The following is a 16,365-nucleotide window of genomic DNA, read 5'->3' on the forward strand; positions in this document are numbered from 1 at the left end:
GCTACCAGTGACTTGTAATGAAGCGTCCTCAGTGACGCTACCGGAGTCTGTTCCGATGATCACTGCCGAACGGGATTGACCATGTACGATAATCACCAGATTTTGCGTGTCGGTGGCTCCGTGTTGATCAGTGACCGTAATGGGGATAGTCACTGTTTTATCCTGACCGGCGGCAAGGTGTTGATACGCGGTGTGGCCCGGATCGAAGATATAATGACCATCACGGTTGAGCGCAAAGCCACCAACCGGAGAAGCGATTGAGTATGTGGCTGTTGCGTGGGCGTCCGGGTCTTGTGAAGTAATCTGGCCCTTCAGTTGACGACCATATTCAGTAGCACTTTGCGTCTGTATCTGATCAAGCACAGGGGCGTCGTTAGTACCGCTGACTGTCATCACTAAAGCTTTAGTATCAGAACCGCCACTACCGTCAGTCACCGTGACCGGGATCACGATTCTTTGCGTGTCGCCTTGAGCAAGACCATTGTAGGCCGGATGGGTCGGATCGAAAGAATAGGTGCCATCGGCACTTAACGTAAACCCTGGCACTTTCACCGTGGTGGAGTAGGTTGCAGTGTCGCCCGCATCAACATCGGTGGAGGTCATTCTTCCAGTGGTCGGCTGGCTGGCACCTTCAATTGATTTGCCAACATGCCCGCCATTTACCACTGGCAGATCGTTAGTACCCTGAACATTAACAGTAAAAGCATGGGAGAAATCAACGCCATCTGCATTTTGAGCATATACGACAAAATGCTCAGATACACGCTGTCCGTCCTTAAGCCCCTGAACATTGGATGCGCTGTTATCCAGCGTATAGCCCCATACGCCATTTGCCTCAATAGTCAGAACACCATATTTCCCCTGATAAGTTTGTCTGGGAAAAGTGCCTTCCCCACCCTTTAAATCAAATTGCCCGTGAGCACTGATCTGCGAATCTTCGTATACCTGATTAACAAAACTACCGACAATCGTCAGGGGTAAATCGTTCGAAGCAACCCTCCCTGATAACTCTGATGTTGCTTCTGTCACTTGCGGAGCAGCGATCCCATTTAGTGAACTTGAAACAGATTTCTCATCAAATGGCGAAGCTGACCCTGAATCTGTATTTAAAACACCACTGTAGTCGTGTGTAGGCCAGTCTCCGGCAATTGCTTGCCCTTTTGAGACATCTACTTCAAGGTTGTCGCGTTCTACAACAGCCGCTGGCTTATGATGCCCATCTTCAAATTTAATAAAATGCAAGACCTTGTGGGCTACAACAGTTTTAGTTTCCTTTACTGCTTCATTCAGGCTGTCTTCAGATAAATCACTAGCTGAATAGGTATTGTCTCCCTCAGAGTCAGCAGCATTATTCAACAAGATACTGGCCAGAGACTGAAGGTCTTTCACTGAAACAGAGATTGGGGATCCTGAATCCCCCTGAAGAATGACATAATGTCCATTGGGGCTGGAAATTAGCGCGTTTTCAGAAATCGACATGCCTGACTCAAGAGGCTTAAGTTCACCAGAATTAGCTAAAAAGAAGACCGGGCCCGAAACTTGCCGTACCGTAAACATACCGAATCTAAACCATGTTCATAACCAGCCCATCGTGAAATATAGTTTAGATATTGAAAAATTACTAAAGTCCAATGAACTCCCTGTTTTTGGCTCATGGCCGACCAGTCTGTGTTATGCTAGCCGCCTTTTGTTATTACATGCCCGAAAACACCATAGGCGTTAGAACCAGTCCCTGGTTGCCTCTGGAAATGAACGTTTTTCATTAAGGTTTTCCGGCGTCACAGGTGTTTGGAGTCAATGTCGAAATCTCAGGTTTTTCGCGTTATTTTTCAGAACGAATCTGAAGTCTTTGAAGTTTATGCCCGGCAGATTTTCCAGAGTGAACTCTGGGGGTTTATTGAAGTTGAAGAGTTTGCCTTTGGTGAGCGCAGCCAGTTGTTGGTCGACCCCAGTGAAGAGAAACTCAAGAGCACTTTCGAAGGCGTGAAGCGGAGTTATATTCCTCTGTCGTCTATTATCCGTATTGACGAAGTTGAAAAAGAAGGGGCAGCCAAGGTGTCTGAAGCCAAGGGCAATAACGTCAGACTATTCCCTTTGCCTCCAGCGTGAGCCTCAGGGTTTGCACCCACGCGTTGGTTGCGCCCGCCACCTTCTGGTCCGTCAGGCGAAAGTGGTTGTTCATTCCTGATGTGTGTCTGCCTGTTCGAAAGTCCGGTTCTGGTTTTTCAATAGCATAAACAAACCGGTTGACAGCAGGAGACTTCCCAGGGCAATCATATAGCGGAACAGGTTAAGCCTGAGGTATCCTCCCAAGGTACCCTGATTGCCAATGACCAGACCGCCAATAAAAAAACTGGTGAAGGCAATGAGCAGCAGACCTTTGGGGCCGGGTTCTATCTGGGCTCTGAGGACACTGTACAGGGCTATGAGCAGACTGACAGCCAGCAGGGCATCCCTGTAGAGTGTTTCAATTCCGTACCAGCGGGTTATTTCATAAGCCAGACAGAGCCCGATGATCATCCTTCCCCAGGCCGGTTTACTCCATTCCCTGTTAGACAGAAGCAGAGCGATCGCCGTACCGACCAGAGGGGGAGAGAGGTAAGTGGCAGCATTATTCAGAAAGAGATAGGCGCCGGTCCAGATCTCTGAAAACCCATACTTCAGGGTGCCTGCTGCCGAGGCAAGAGCGACCAGGAGGAACCCCAGAAGAGCACCCTTGGTCGCCGTTCTGTGAATCTCGGCAAATGCCTGTTGCTGACAAAGCAGGAAGACCGCAAAGGTGCTGGCAGCGGCCAGCACCGCATCCGAAAGAGCCAGTGAACTCATAGTGAAAACAGCCGTGAGCGAAGAAAACTACTTTGCGTCATCCCAAAACATGAATAAAGCATGCATGAAACACGACGCAGCAAACTATTTTTCACGGTCAATTGATTACCTTATTGACAGTTTCTGAAAGCGCGGCCCGCTGCCTCAATGGTTTTCTGAATCTCCGGATCACCGTGGGCTTCGGATATAAAACCGGCTTCGAACGCAGAAGGAGCCAGATAGATTCCCTCATCCAGCATGGCATGAAAGAAGCGACCGTAGAGCGCTCCATCGCAGGCCATGACCTGGTCAAAGCGGTTGACGCTGGGCTGGTCAGTGAAGAATAAACCGAACATGCCTCCGACTTGAGAGGTGTGCAGGGCAATACCGTGTTCTGAAGCTTTTTCCCTGAGGCCTGTCAGTAAGCTGGTTGCTTTTTCAGTGAGTTCTGCATGGAAGCCGGGACGGCTCAGGTTTCTCAGTGTCGCCAGACCTGCGGCCATAGCCAACGGGTTACCAGAGAGGGTCCCGGCCTGATAAACCGGCCCCAGCGGAGCCAGGTGCTCCATGACCTTTTTTCGGCCACCAAACGCACCAACCGGCAGACCGCCACCGATGATTTTACCCAGTGTTGTCAGGTCCGGCCTAACGTCATAGTGAGCCTGGGCGCCACCAAGGGCAACACGGAATCCGGTCATGACTTCGTCAAAGATCAGAAGGGCACCGTGCTCATCGCACACTGCTCTCAGACCTTCAAGAAAACCTTTGACGGGGGGAATACAGTTCATGTTGCCGGCCACTGGCTCAACGATAATGCAGGCGACTTCACTGCCTACTTCTGCAAAGGCCTGTTTAACAGAATTCAGGTCGTTGTACGTCAGAGTAATAGTACTTTCTGCCAGCGCTTCAGGGACGCCAGGAGAGCTTGGAACCCCCAGAGTCAGTGCGCCAGAGCCAGCCTTTACCAGCAGTGAGTCAGAGTGACCATGGTAGTTGCCTTCAAACTTCACAATCTTGTCCCGGCCGGTAAAGCCCCGGGCCAGACGAATAGCACTCATGGTGGCCTCGGTGCCTGAGTTGACCATTCTGAGCAGTTCCATGGAGGGAAAGATTTCGCGAACTTTCAAAGCCAGTTCGGTCTCCAGGGCCGTGGGCGCACCAAAGCTCAGTCCATCCAGTGACTGATCGCGAACGGCGCTGACAACATCCGGATGGTTATGTCCGAGAATCATCGGACCCCAAGAGCCCACGTAATCAATCAGGTGGTTGCCATCAACATCCTGCACATAGGCCCCTTTGGCGCTTTTGAAGAAGATTGGCTCGCCACCCACACCTTTGAACGCTCTGACCGGTGAGTTCACACCCCCCGGAATGACAGCCTGGGCTTCAGTAAACAGAGTGCTGGAGCGCTCATGGGGAAGGGACATGATCTATTCCTGATTAAACAATTCAGTAAAACTGCGGGCACGAGTCCGGATATCCGCGGAAGCAAAGAGATTATGAACCACTGCCACCATATCAGTACCCGCTTCAATAAGCTGCGGGGCATTATCCACGGTAATTCCTCCAATAGCTACAACAGGGACTTTAAAGACCTCTTTGGCAGATGGCAAAAGTGACAGCTCAGCAGGTTTGGCGTCTGGCTTGGTGCGTGAGGGGAAAAAACGTCCGAAGGCAATGTAATTGGCGCCCTCCTCAACAGCCGTGTGAGCCAGATCGAGAGAGCCTTCGCAGCTGACACCGATAATAGCGTAATCCCCAAGCCTTTTCCGGGCGGAGTCTACGGATTCATCCTGTTGTCCCAAGTGTACGCCATCTGCTTCCGATTCGGCAGCCAGTTCAATGTCATCATTGATAATAAACAGCGCACCGTAATTGTGGCAGAGTACTCGCAGTGTGCTGGCCTGACGGAGCCTCTTTTCACGATCCAGACTCTTGTCTCGGTACTGAAGTACTTTCATGCCTCCCATCAAAGCCTGTTCAACCGCTTCCATCAGAATACGATCGTCGGGGAGAAGCTGGCTGTCGGTTACACCGTATAGACCTTTGAGCATCTTCTAACCTGATTTCAAACATTTTCGTCGCAAAGTATAACAGGATCAATGTTGACCCGAATAATTCAGATAGCCTCCAGTGCCTCAGACAATTTGTGCACACCGACGACGGTTAACCCTTCAATGGGTTTTCTGGGAGCGTTTGCCGCCGGGACAATGGCTCTTCTGAAGCCATGTTTGGCCGCTTCTGTCAGGCGTTCCTGGCCGTTGGCAACAGGCCTGATCTCACCGGCAAGGCCCACTTCCCCAAAGGCAAAAAGATCCTGGGGTAGGGCACTGTCGCGCAGACTGGAAACAACCGCCAGCAAACCGGCCAGATCGGCACTGGTTTCCGTGACTTTAACACCCCCGACCACGTTGAGAAAAACGTCCTGATCACTGGTAAAAATGCCACCGTGTCGAGTCAGTATTGCCAGCAGCATGGCCAGCCTGTTTTGATCCAGTCCTACGGTTACACGTCTCGGATTTCCTAGTTGCGAGTCCACAACCAGGGCCTGAATTTCCACCAACAGAGGGCGAGTACCTTCCCACAGAACATTGATAATGCTGCCTGAGGTTGGCTCGGGTGCCCGGGACAGGAAAATGGCCGAAGGGTTTTTGACTTCTTTCATTCCCCTTTCCGTCATGGCAAAAATGCCCAGCTCATTCACCTGACCAAATCGGTTCTTGGTAGCCCGCATAACCCTGAAGCGTGAATCATCGGTATTTCCAAGCATGATCTGGGTATCAATAATATGGGACAGGGTCATGGGGCCTGCCAGAGAATTATCCTTGGTTACATGACCGACCAACAACAAGACAGTGCCCGTCTGCTTGGCAAAGCGGGTAAGGAAGGCAGCGGACTCCCTGACCTGGGCGACGCCTCCGGGAGCAGCATCCACGCCATTCATATACATCACCTGGATAGAGTCAATCACTATAACACCCGGCTTCTCCTGTTCGGCGACAGCGACAATGTTCTCGGCTGAAGTCTCTGCCAGCATCCTCAGGCGATCAGTAGGCAGGTCGAGGCGCTTGGCCCGGGCTGCAATCTGTTGCAGCGATTCCTCACCGGAAACATAGAGGGCATTCATGCTCTCGGCGACATGGCACAATACCTGGAGCAAAATGGTGCTCTTGCCAGCCCCCGGATGGCCACCAATCAGGACGGCACTGCCTTTGACAAACCCACCACCCAGTACCCGGTCAAACTCTGACGTGCCGCTGCTGAATCTGGGCGCTTCAGCAACATCCACATCACTGAGGGTTTGAAGGCCGCTGAGTGTGCCTGCAAAGCCGGATTTATTAGTAGCACCGATAGAAGGGGAAGCCGCAGGGCCCAGGTTGACTTCTTTGAACGTATTCCAGGCTTTACAATCCGGGCATTGCCCCTGCCACTTTGAGGACTCACTGCCGCACTCGGTGCAGACGTAGGCTTTTCTGGATTTTGCTTTGGCCATCAGAACCTTTCAGACAAAACTCTATGGTAGCCTGTTGTTGCGTTGGCTCCAACTCAGAGGTTCTCATATTGCGATCTCACGTCACTGGCTCGTCGCTCTCTGTGGTATTTTGCTTTGTGTTTCGCCAGGGCTTTTGAATTCCTGAAGACCCTTTTGCATTGCCGCTCCCAGCCATTCACGCCGGTTGCTGTTTCTCCACAGATTCGTTGTTTGGTGTGCATTATGAAATTGTGATAGCTCAGGTCTTTAGCACTTGGGCAGAGCACCCCGCATGGCCGAATCTGACCATCCTCGCCCATTATGGGCGCCTCACAGATTCTTTGCCCGCTAGCAAAAACGAAAGGGTCCGTTTGTGAAGAGCTGTTACCTGGGGGCTCGTGAAAAGGATCTGCCAAGCCCTGCTGTGCCTCTTCGCTTACTGAAAAGGCCGGTGATTGTGCTAACCAAGACAGGTCTTCCCTGCAAAATGGGCAGGTTTTCGTTGACGATCCCGGAGTGCTAAGAAACGCCCTTCGTAAACAATGCGTGTCAATTCTCTTCGAACAACAGGGAGTAACAATCCCATTTCTAAACATTTCAGTGCATATAGGGCACTCCTCATCTGCTTCATCCAGCCCTCCGCTAGCGGAGGGTGGTCGGAATCGACAAACGCCATGACAGGGATGGACGAAACAGTTTAAAGCAAAAGTATGCTGCTGTTGTTGAGGGTCTTCGTTACCGTCGTCAGAGCCGTAATTTAGAGGGTTGGTGAAAAAACCTGTAGACTGTGTGGTTGTTCCTGAAGCCTGCTGATCGGATGATGCAGGTGGCTGGTTTGGTGGACCATTATCTTGTTCACCCTGTTCGCTGAGCCCCGAAGTGGTGATCGCAAACGGATGATCCTGACTTCCCTCCGGTTGATCCATCGGGCTAAACAGCAATGAATTGGGGTTCCAATAGCTTTTCAAAAGCCAGCCAACGGCAATCAATGCTTCTCCAGGTAGCCACGAATAAGGTTTGGAGCCCGGGGGGGCTTCATGGGTGGTCAGAGCCAGTTCGTAAGCAACCAGCAGGGGAGTGGCATAAAGCAATTGCCACGAAATCGACTTAATAAAGGTTGTTGCTAATCCGTAACCATTAAATCCATGTAGATTGTCATCAGCCGGAAAATCAGGGCCTGTAAAGTCGTTTGTGTTGTCGATGTCTAATGAGCTGCCTGACAATGTATTCAGGTCACGCTTTGTAGAAAAGACCTGGTCCGGAGAAGCTGTATCCTGATTCTGTAACAGCTCGACAACAAAACGTCTTGTCACAATTTCGGCCTGGCAAATCACAGACAACGGGAGCAGCAGAAAAAGAAACATCGTAGAAAGTGTTTTTTCCATCATTACGTACATACATCTTTTCTGTACGTGCAGAGTAGACCAATGACAAGATCAGTGGATGTTTCTTTAAAAGACCTTCTGTTAAAGAACCTCTATCAAAGAACTTCAATTAGAAAACTCAGTTAAAAATCAAAGTGTGCGCCGGACATAATTTCCTGAGAGGACGGGTGTCAGATCAGTGACCGGGCTGGCAGTCACCCGGGCACGGTCACATCACAGGTTCATCGCCGTCCGTGGTATCCCTTTTTGTGAGCTATCAGGGCTGGGCGATTTTTGCAGATCGCCCCACATAGTCGCTGCTGGCCATCCTGCCCGATCACTATTTCATCACAGATCGAGTGCCCGTCGTGTATTTTTGCTTTGTGATGCAACAGGGCTCGGGAATTTTTAAAGGACTTCAGGCAGCGACCGCGGAATACGGGCACGTCACAGACCAGCACGCTTGCCCTCGCAGTCATATCGGAAGAGACCGTTTGTGAGAGAATGTCACCTTGGGGCTCGCTAAAAGAAACTGTTAAGCTCGGCCGTGCCTCTGCGCCTGTTGCAAAACCTAATGATTGTAATACTGAAGAAATGCCTGTTCTGCACAGCGGGCAGCATCCCGAACATACTAAAGCGTTCAGTAGACAATATCTGTCCATTCTTTGCGAACAACAGGGAGTAACAATCGTATCATCGCCAAGCATTTCAAGGCATATAGGGCAAGTCTCACGTGCTTCACTTAGAGAAAAATCCGGTGTTTCAGCCAGAAAAAACAAATCTGCTCTGCAAAATGGGCAGCTACTCGTTGGCAATCTTCTTAAACAGTCTGAGTCAATTTTTTTTGAACAACAGGGAACAGCAACAGTCGTCTCTTTTTTAAGCGGGCTAAAACATATAGGGCACTCCTCGCCTGCTTCATCTGCTTCAGCCAGCCTTTCGCTATCGGATGGTGTTTGGAATCGACAAGCGGTATTAGCAGAATCGACGTAACCATCTAAACCGACAGTATGTTGGTGTTGTTCAAGGCCTTCAACGTAGTCAGGAGGGATAACGAAGGAGGCTGTTTGTGAGGCAGTGGCACCCGGGGGCTCGTTATAAGAATCTGATAAGTCCTGCTGTGCCTCTGCGCTTACTGGAAAATCCTCTGGTTGTAATAATGAACGCAGATCTCTTCTGCAAAGTGGGCAGCCTCTCGTTGGCGCTAATCTCCTTAAACACTTTGTGCTAATTTTAATCGAACAACAGTGAAGAACCACAGTCATCTCTTTTTGAAGGGGTTCAAAACATATAATGCACTTTTCATCTGTGTCATCTGTCTCATCTGCTTCATCTAGCCTTTCGCTATCGGAGGGTGGTCGGAATCGACAAACGCCATTGCAGGAATCGGCGTAACAATTTAAACCGTAAGTATGTTGGTGTTGTTCGGGGTTTCCATCACCGTCGCTGCGGTTAGGCAGGAACTTGGCGAAAAATCTTTTAAGGCGGCTGGTTGTTCCTGAGGCCTGCTGACCGGACGATGCTGATGCCTGGCTTTGCTGGTCATTCTTTTGTTGACCCGGTCCGGGAAGTACCATAGTGGTGATGGCAAACGGATGATCCTGACTGGCCCCCGGTTGATTCGTCGGGTTGAACAGCAATGAATTGGGGTTCCAATAGTTTTTCAATACCATGCCAACGGCGACAAATGCTTCGACCGGTATCGAATAAGGTTTGGCGCTCAGGGCGCTGTCGCCCGGCTCGGCGCAACAGATAATGGACAATGACACTAGCAAGAACAGCAGTGCCGCAGAAAATGCTTCTTTCAAGAGTTTATCCTTAATAACTATTTCGTTTTTTTGAAATGAAAAGGCTAGACCAGAAAGTTGTTAGATCAAGAAAACAATAAAAAGGACATTCATATATTTTACTTATTGAGGAGGTAAACTATTTTCTCCTGTTTTCAATTTTTAATGTTGTTGAGTCTGGTCATTAAGCAGCGTTGGCCTGCCTGATGTCAGGCTCCCCGGGTCGGGTTTGACGTCGGGGAGGATGTCAACTTCAAAAGAGAGTGATTTGGCGATGGCTATCAACGTTCTGTAACCAGCATTCTCCACTTGTCTGGGTAATTTCAGCACTTTGCTTAAGACATCCGGGTTGTTTTTCAAGAAGCTCTTTAACTGAGCGGTGAAAGCGTTGGGGAATCGGCAAACCAGTGGCGGTGTTGCAGAAATTTGTCGGGTAATCAATTTATGAAATCCGGGAAGATTTCCAGAAAAGAGCTGTTGCCAGTTTTCAACACTGAGCCGGGTCGCATTTTCTGTGATAAACACAGGCCAGAAGTCGACCAGTTCAGGGTGAGTAAGTAATTGTTTAAAAAGAGCTGGCTCAATGTCCAGAGCAGCTTTTGGATACTGTTTGATAAACGCCAGGGTAATGGACTCTGTCAGAGTAAAGTCAGATAGCAGTAGTGTATCTCGGGCGGCTTTGTAAAAAATCGGTGACTGAACCATCATCAAACCTTCATGATGCCTCAGATAGTGTTGAGCAGCCACGGCAATATGCTGCTCTTCCATTTCCGGGCTGAGTTGAATCAGAAAAATGAGTTGATGCACCAGAGTCGACTTACATCGAGCCAGCACTTTCGGGTATTTCAAATAAAGACTAAGGCCCAACATGTCAGGATCATTCTGTGGCAGTCGGGGGATAATCTCGGCGCTTTGTTGCATGGCGACAGAGACTAAGATTTGATAAAGGGGATCTTGTTTCTTGCGCTGCCGCTTTAGAGTGCATAGAAGATGATCATCCAGAGAAAGTTTCATGCCCAGCAGATTTCTGGCAACGGCGTCAGGGCGTTTTGCCAGACGGGATCTGAGTTCAGGCTCCCTGACTTTCAGAAACCTCTCACCAAGGTCTTTATCCTGACGGATTTTTGTTAGCAGCTTTTCCAGATCTTCAGCTTGGGCTGCCTGTAACCAGCCATCCATTTCACGCAGTGATTCGGCATTTTCACCCCACCCATGCCACACAGCTTCTGCACCATAATCAACAGCCCCCGCATTAGAAGGCGGTATCTCAGTGATAAGGTTTCTGGTGAACACATCAACACTGTTCCGGGTGGCCTGATACACATTGTTCAGGTCGCCCTGACAGGCGCATTGATGACGGAATTCGTCCAGCCATTCAAGCAGTGCTGCTCTATAGAATCCGACAAGCTGGTTAAGATCACTGGTGTCCATAAAGTCATAGAATCTTGAAAAGCTTTCATGCATTGCTTTTTTCAGCTTGTCCTGAAGATTCTTCTCGGGCTTTTTGGCCCGGACAGAAGCTTGCAGTGCTTTATTTAGCTGCTCTCTGGTGCGTATGATCTGACAGGCGGGGGTTTTCAGGAACTCTGCGACCTGTCCGGTCAGTATCGAGAAGTGCAGTTCTCCCGCTACCTTTGCTTCAAGCGTTGAGGCACAACGATCACTGAGGTTGAGGTGCTGATTCACATTGTGAGCTGATTGAATCAGTGAGCCAAGAAGGTTTCTGAGGCGTACTGGGGCTGGGTGGGTGACAATCCAGTCTTTATAGCTGGTTACCACTTCCACCAATTCGTATTCGCTGTTGAGTCCAACCTTGGTACCCGGTGAAAACTTTTTTTGATCCAGAGTAAGATCTCGAACCTGTTCATAAAGACCTGGAGTCATCGCTTACTTCCCTGTTTTAATGCTTCTCTATCAAGAATCTAGCAACAAAAGAGGAAGCCATATAAGTGTCAGAAATCAGCCTTGGTAACCCATAACTATAAGCAGGTGGGGGAACTGACAAAAAAGCGTCAGGAGGAGAGCGCATTTAGCTCTCTCCAGCAAAGGTCAGATGTTCTTGTGAGGACCAAATACCTCATAGTGAATGTTTGCTGGTGGCACACCCCAGCCCAGGAGTGTCTCGTTGACCATGTTCATGTAGCCCAACGGACCACAAAAGTAGTAGTGAGCCCCCGGTATTTCTATCTGTTCACGAATCAGGTTCAGGTCAGTACGGCCAGCATGATCATAGTTCTGATCACCTTCCTCAGGCTGATCATAGAAAACAATCTGTTCAATATTGTCACGTTGCTCTGCCAGAGTGCTTACATGATCAAAAAAAGCATGAACACTGCCGTTTATTGCACTGTGAACAAAACGAACAGGTTCTGAAATATTTGAGGCTGTCAGGGTATTCAACATACTGAGTAGCGGTGTGACACCGACACCGCCGCTGAGCAGAACGACCGGGCTTTGATTGCGGGTATCCAGAAAAAAGTCTCCGGCCGGAGGGCTCAGTTCTACTGCATCACCTTCTTTTACATGGTCGTGCAGGTAGTTAGAAATATGGCCTTGAATATCTCCACTTCCTTCGCGTTTTACCGAAATTCTATAGCTTTTGCCATTACTCGCATCGGACAGGCTGTACTGGCGGATACAACGGTGAACGCTGTTTTCCGGGGTTATGTACAGGCCGATGTATTGTCCCGGTTTAAAGTCGGCGACGGGTTTTCCGTCCACTGGCTCAGAGTAGAAGGAAGTGATCAGATCACTCTCTTTCACTTTTCGGGTCACTCTGAATGTGCGGGTACCGCGCCAGCCACCTTTTTGACCCTCACTTTCCTGATAAATACTTTCTTCCATTTCGATAAAGATATTGGCCAGGAAGTGATACGCCTCTCCCCAGGCTTCAAGAATCTCGCCCGTTGCAGCATCACCCAGAACATGGGCCACTGCTGCCAGCAGGTGTTCACCTACGATAGGGTAGTGTTCGGGGTTGACATTAAAGCTGGCATGCTTGTGGGCAATACGTTGTATGGCGTTACTCAGTGCTCCCGGGTTATCAATGTGGGCAGCGTAGCCATAGACAGCCGCTGCCAGAGCGGCTTGTTGACGCCCTGTCTTCTGGTGGGAAGCGTTGAAAATATTCAGCAGTTCAGGATGATGGCTGAACAGACGCTGATAAAAGTGGCGGGTAATCGCTTCGCCACATTCAGCCATAACTGGGGCAGTGGCTTTGACGATGCAGATGGTCTTTTCACTCAGGTTCATGGGGAGCTCCAAATGGGTCCTTTAAAAGATGTATTTGTAATGCATCTTTATTAGGTGCATCCTAGATGCATCTTTAAAAAAAGTCTATAGCCCCCATGAAATTGACCAAACAAACCGATTATGCGCTGAGAATCCTGATCTACTCGGCTTTACAGCCAAGGCTCCGGTTGATCTCAATTCAGGAAGTGACAGAGGTGTATGATCTCTCGCGAAATCATGTCATGAAGATTGTCCAGCGGCTGGGTCAGGAAGGCTATCTGTCAACAATCCGTGGTAAAGGTGGTGGTTTCCGGATGGGACGTTCTGCTGAAGATATCAACCTGGGGGTGTTGGTGAGAATGATGGAATCCACCCTGGTATTGGTGGACTGTGATGAGCCAGCGTGTCGTATATCAGATGTTTGTCGTTTAAAAAGGGTTTTAGCTGATGCCATGGCTGCATTCATGGCGGTTCTGGATGGTTACACGCTTGCTGATCTGATTGGAAATCGTCATGAGTTGTCAGAGCTGTTGGCAGTGGGTTGAGCACGATTATTCTACCCGTCCATTAAGGCCAGCAGCTTTGAAACCGGGTGAGGAATCTCGGTATCCCCAAAACGCTTTACCTGACTTCGGCAGGAGTAGCCTGTAGCCACGAGTTGGCCTTGGTTTTCAGGACTCTCCACTACAGGCTTCCAGCTCATGTCGTATAGCTTTCGGGACGTTTTCTGGTTGCGGGTTTCGTGCCCATAGATGCCCGCCATGCCGCAACAGCCAGTTGCCTGATATGTCAGTTTTAGTCCACAGGCGGAAAACAGCTTTTGCCATTGTGCCGGTGCAGCAGGTGCATTGGTGGTCTCCGTACAGTGACCCAGCAGCTTGAACTCACCACTCAGGTTTAACTGAAGCTCACGAATAGTATCCGCCTGACTGGCGAACCACTCCGAGAGTAATTGCACTTCAGGAGCCTCTTCACCCATGATCTCATGATACTCATCCCGGTAAGTCAGGGTAACGGCGGCATCAATCCCGATCAGGGCTACGCCCTTATCGGCAAGCTTTTTGAGTGCCCTGGCATTGGTTTTTGCGACTTTTTCAAAGCGTCCCAGGAAACCATAGACATGCAGTACTTTTCCGTTGGGTTTATAAGGTGCAACCAGGGGGCGATACCCAAGTCTGACTAACAGCTCGACCAGATCAGTCAGTACCGGGGTTTCGAAAAAACTGGTAAAGGCGTCCTGGACAATCACCACCGTTCGAGCCAGCTCTTTTTCTGTCATGGAAGCCAGCAGACTGTCTGAAGCCACAGAAGCACCAGAACGACAACTGTCTTCCAAAGGCGATGCACTGGTGATAGCCGGTAGATCCTGAAGACCTGATGTTTTAGCCGAAAGCTTGTTCATCAAACCCGAGCTGGCTACCCGATTATAAACGGATTTGGCTTTTGCCAGTGCCGGCAGCATGGGCTCCAGCATGGCAGCAGCGTGATGTTTGGCGGGACGCAGGTAGCGAGTGTGGTAGAGCTCAAAGTACCGGGATCTCAAATCAGGCACATTCACCTGAACAGGACATTGACCTGCACAGGATTTACAGCTCATACAGCTGTCCAGAGCTTCGTAGACTTCATGGCTGAAATCTCCTTTGCCCCGCAGCTTGTCAATGCTGTTACGGGTCTTATCCAAGGCATTATAGAAATGTCCGGACTGGCGTGCCTCGCCGATTGCTTCAGAGATATTGCTGCCCGATGTGCTCTGCAGTCTCAGCCATTCACGTACCAGTCCTGAACGACCTTTGGGTGATTGAGTTCTATCCAGAGTGGCCTTCCAGGTTGGACACATGGCGCTGTTGGGGTTGTAATTGAAGCAGGCACCATTGCCATTGCAGTACATGCCTCGGGTAAAAACCTCGAAGGCCTTTCTTTCGATGGTTCTGTCAAGCTGGCCACGGGTTTGCACACCGTCAATCTTCAGCAGAGTTTCTGAGGCCCGGGTGGAGGGGGTCGCTATTTTCCCCGGATTCAGCTGATTATGGGGGTCGAAAGCACTTTTAATGTTTTGCAGTACCGGGTAAAGATCCTGGAAAAAGTCGGGTGCGTATTCAGAGCGAACGCCTTTGCCATGTTCTCCCCAGAGAACACCACCATGGGCTTTTGCCAGTGCAGAAACTTCATCACTGATCGTTCTGACCAGAACCTCCTGTTGCACATCTTTCATGTCGATAGCGGGTCTAACGTGGAGAACCCCTGCATCGACATGACCAAACATGCCATAAGACAGGTTATGACTATCGAGCAAAGCCCGAAAGCGAGCGATAAAAGCAGCCAGATTCTCTGGTGGCACGGCTACGTCTTCTACAAAGGGTATAGGTCGTGCGTCGCCTTCCATGTTGCCCAACAGGCCCACGGACTGCTTGCGCATATTCCAGATCTTTTTGACGTTTGGGGTGCCTGTCACAATGCTGTGACCCACCCGCTGGATTTCCGAAGGCTTGTTCAGCTCCGCTTTCAAGCGCTCAATACCTTCCTGAATATCGGCTTCCGATTGTCCGGTGTATTCAACAAAGTTAATGCCGTCAATCCGGTTAATATCATCCGGGAAATAGGCTTTCACGGTCTCCCAGACACTGTCTGCTTTGGCGAGCGACAGGACTTTGGAGTCAATGGTCTCAACAGAGCTGGGGGTGGCTTGCATAAGAGACCGGGCATCCCTCAGCGATTCCTGAAAGCTTGAATAGAACACCAGAACCAGTGCTGAGGTTTCGGGTATTGGCAGAAGGTTGACCTTAATCTCACTGATCATGGCCAGTGTCCCTTCGGAACCGCAGAGAATGGCATTGAGATCAAACTTGCCAGAGTCTTCAGGGTTCACAGGGTCTTTTCTGCGGATATTGGCCAGATCATAACCGGTCAAATTTCGGTTGAGCTTTGGAAAAACGGCTTCGACTCGCTCTTTGTTCTGGTTATAGGCTTCAATCAGCGTTTTGTGAATCTGCCCTGCACGGTCTTCACGTTGACAGATGTCGTCAAGCTCCTGTTCTGTCAGAGGCGATGAGTTCCACACGGTGCCATCAGCGAAGACTGAAGTCAGTTCCAGGACGTGGTGGCGGGTTTTGCCATAGACAACCGATCCCTGACCACTGGCATCGGTGTTTACCATGCCGCCGATCGTAGCCCGGTTGCTGGTGGACAGTTCCGGGGCGAAAAACAGACCGTGCCTGGCGGCCAGGTCATTCAGATGGTCTTTGACGGTGCCGCTTTGAACTCTCGCCCAGCGCTCTTCAGGATTGATCTCCAGAACCTGATTCATATAGCGGCTGGTGTCTACCATAAATCCCGAGGTGAGTGACTGGCCATTAGTGCCGGTACCCCCTCCCCTCGGAGAGAGCACAATAGTTTGGAAAGAAGGTGCATTGGCCAATGACAGCATTTTGCTCAGATCTTCAGTGCCTTTGGGGTACAGGACACCTTCCGGATACACCTGATAGATCGAGTTGTCGGTGGCCAGCACAGTCCGTTCTGCATAACCCAGCTCTATATCGCCCTGGAATCCGGAGCTGGCCAACCGATCGGCAAAGTTCTGATACAGCGTCCCTTCTGCGCTGTTGGCATTGACGGCCTGTTGGTTCAGTTTGCTGATCACTTTCCTACTCCCGGGCTCTGCTGTTTTATCGTCTTGCGAAGCGAAGGTGACGTTTCTCGGACTGCGTAT

At 50.1% G+C, this 16,365-nt stretch carries 12 protein-coding genes; 2 read left to right on the top strand and 10 right to left on the bottom strand.

Translation table 11 applies throughout. From position 1 onward, the window contains the following. A partial coding sequence (locus KDK19_RS14315; RefSeq protein WP_257292226.1) for a VCBS domain-containing protein occupies positions 1-1,479 on the bottom strand: 1,479 nt, incomplete at its 3' end. Between the two features lie 318 nt (positions 1,480-1,797). On the opposite strand from KDK19_RS14315, the gene KDK19_RS14320 reads away from it, so the two are divergent. Further along, the gene (locus tag KDK19_RS14320; RefSeq protein ID WP_257281250.1) at positions 1,798-2,109 is read left to right on the top strand and encodes a DUF1820 family protein; all 312 of its coding nucleotides are present in this window, start codon (positions 1,798-1,800) and stop codon (positions 2,107-2,109) included. 69 nt (positions 2,110-2,178) lie between these two features. On the opposite strand, the gene KDK19_RS14325 is transcribed toward KDK19_RS14320, so the two are convergent. The 8 genes from KDK19_RS14325 to hmpA all read right to left on the bottom strand — a co-directional run bounded on the left by KDK19_RS14325 (position 2,179) and on the right by hmpA (position 12,680). Continuing rightward, positions 2,179-2,826, bottom strand: coding sequence for a hypothetical protein (locus KDK19_RS14325; RefSeq protein ID WP_257281251.1), 648 nt, complete (start codon positions 2,824-2,826; stop codon positions 2,179-2,181). A 110-nt stretch (positions 2,827-2,936) separates the two neighbouring features. Next, the gene (gene hemL, locus KDK19_RS14330; RefSeq protein ID WP_257281252.1) at positions 2,937-4,232 is read right to left on the bottom strand and encodes a glutamate-1-semialdehyde 2,1-aminomutase; all 1,296 of its coding nucleotides are present in this window, start codon (positions 4,230-4,232) and stop codon (positions 2,937-2,939) included. A 3-nt stretch (positions 4,233-4,235) separates the two neighbouring features. After that, positions 4,236-4,859 carry a thiamine phosphate synthase gene (gene thiE, locus KDK19_RS14335; protein ID WP_257281254.1) on the bottom strand — a complete coding sequence of 208 codons (624 nt, stop codon included), beginning with the start codon at positions 4,857-4,859 and terminating at the stop codon, positions 4,236-4,238. 65 nt (positions 4,860-4,924) lie between these two features. Continuing rightward, positions 4,925-6,298, bottom strand: a complete 1,374-nt coding sequence (gene radA / locus KDK19_RS14340) for a DNA repair protein RadA (RefSeq protein ID WP_257292227.1) — start codon at positions 6,296-6,298, stop codon at positions 4,925-4,927. Between the two features lie 53 nt (positions 6,299-6,351). Continuing rightward, positions 6,352-7,674: a hypothetical protein gene (locus KDK19_RS14345; protein WP_257292228.1), complete on the bottom strand. Its 1,323-nt coding sequence runs from the start codon at positions 7,672-7,674 to the stop codon at positions 6,352-6,354. A gap of 209 nt (positions 7,675-7,883) precedes the next feature. After that, positions 7,884-9,449 (bottom strand): hypothetical protein, encoded by a 1,566-nt coding sequence (locus KDK19_RS14350; RefSeq protein WP_257292229.1) that lies wholly within the window; start codon positions 9,447-9,449, stop codon positions 7,884-7,886. Between the two features lie 141 nt (positions 9,450-9,590). Then, positions 9,591-11,312 (bottom strand): hypothetical protein, encoded by a 1,722-nt coding sequence (locus tag KDK19_RS14355; RefSeq protein WP_257281258.1) that lies wholly within the window; start codon positions 11,310-11,312, stop codon positions 9,591-9,593. Positions 11,313-11,477: 165 nt separating this feature from the next. Beyond that, entirely contained in the window at positions 11,478-12,680 is a 1,203-nt protein-coding gene (gene hmpA / locus KDK19_RS14360; protein ID WP_257292230.1) for an NO-inducible flavohemoprotein, read from the bottom strand. 95 nt (positions 12,681-12,775) lie between these two features. Between hmpA and KDK19_RS14365 the strand changes: the two genes are divergently transcribed. Further along, positions 12,776-13,204 (top strand): Rrf2 family transcriptional regulator, encoded by a 429-nt coding sequence (locus KDK19_RS14365; RefSeq protein WP_257281260.1) that lies wholly within the window; start codon positions 12,776-12,778, stop codon positions 13,202-13,204. An 11-nt stretch (positions 13,205-13,215) separates the two neighbouring features. Here the strand turns inward: KDK19_RS14365 and KDK19_RS14370 are convergent, their stop codons facing one another. Further along, positions 13,216-16,296 carry an FAD-binding and (Fe-S)-binding domain-containing protein gene (locus tag KDK19_RS14370; RefSeq protein ID WP_257292231.1) on the bottom strand — a complete coding sequence of 1,027 codons (3,081 nt, stop codon included), beginning with the start codon at positions 16,294-16,296 and terminating at the stop codon, positions 13,216-13,218. Positions 16,297-16,365 lie beyond the last annotated feature (69 nt).

The organism is Endozoicomonas sp. ONNA1, assembly GCF_024606325.1.
Taxonomy (GTDB): Bacteria; Pseudomonadota; Gammaproteobacteria; order Pseudomonadales; family Endozoicomonadaceae; genus Endozoicomonas_A.

Bases quoted from the DNA above. Each gene is read 5' to 3' on its own strand.
- KDK19_RS14325 (WP_257281251.1), bottom strand. From the start codon at position 2,826: ATGAGTTCACTGGCTCTTTCGGATGCGGTGCTGGCCGCTGCCAGCACC.
- KDK19_RS14345 (WP_257292228.1), bottom strand. From the start codon at position 7,674: ATGTACGTAATGATGGAAAAAACACTTTCTACGATGTTTCTTTTTCTG.
- hmpA (WP_257292230.1), bottom strand. From the start codon at position 12,680: ATGAACCTGAGTGAAAAGACCATCTGCATCGTCAAAGCCACTGCCCCA.
- KDK19_RS14365 (WP_257281260.1), top strand. From the start codon at position 12,776: ATGAAATTGACCAAACAAACCGATTATGCGCTGAGAATCCTGATCTAC.
- KDK19_RS14320 (WP_257281250.1), top strand. From the start codon at position 1,798: ATGTCGAAATCTCAGGTTTTTCGCGTTATTTTTCAGAACGAATCTGAA.
- radA (WP_257292227.1), bottom strand. From the start codon at position 6,298: ATGGCCAAAGCAAAATCCAGAAAAGCCTACGTCTGCACCGAGTGCGGC.
- KDK19_RS14355 (WP_257281258.1), bottom strand. From the start codon at position 11,312: ATGACTCCAGGTCTTTATGAACAGGTTCGAGATCTTACTCTGGATCAA.
- hemL (WP_257281252.1), bottom strand. From the start codon at position 4,232: ATGTCCCTTCCCCATGAGCGCTCCAGCACTCTGTTTACTGAAGCCCAG.
- thiE (WP_257281254.1), bottom strand. From the start codon at position 4,859: ATGCTCAAAGGTCTATACGGTGTAACCGACAGCCAGCTTCTCCCCGAC.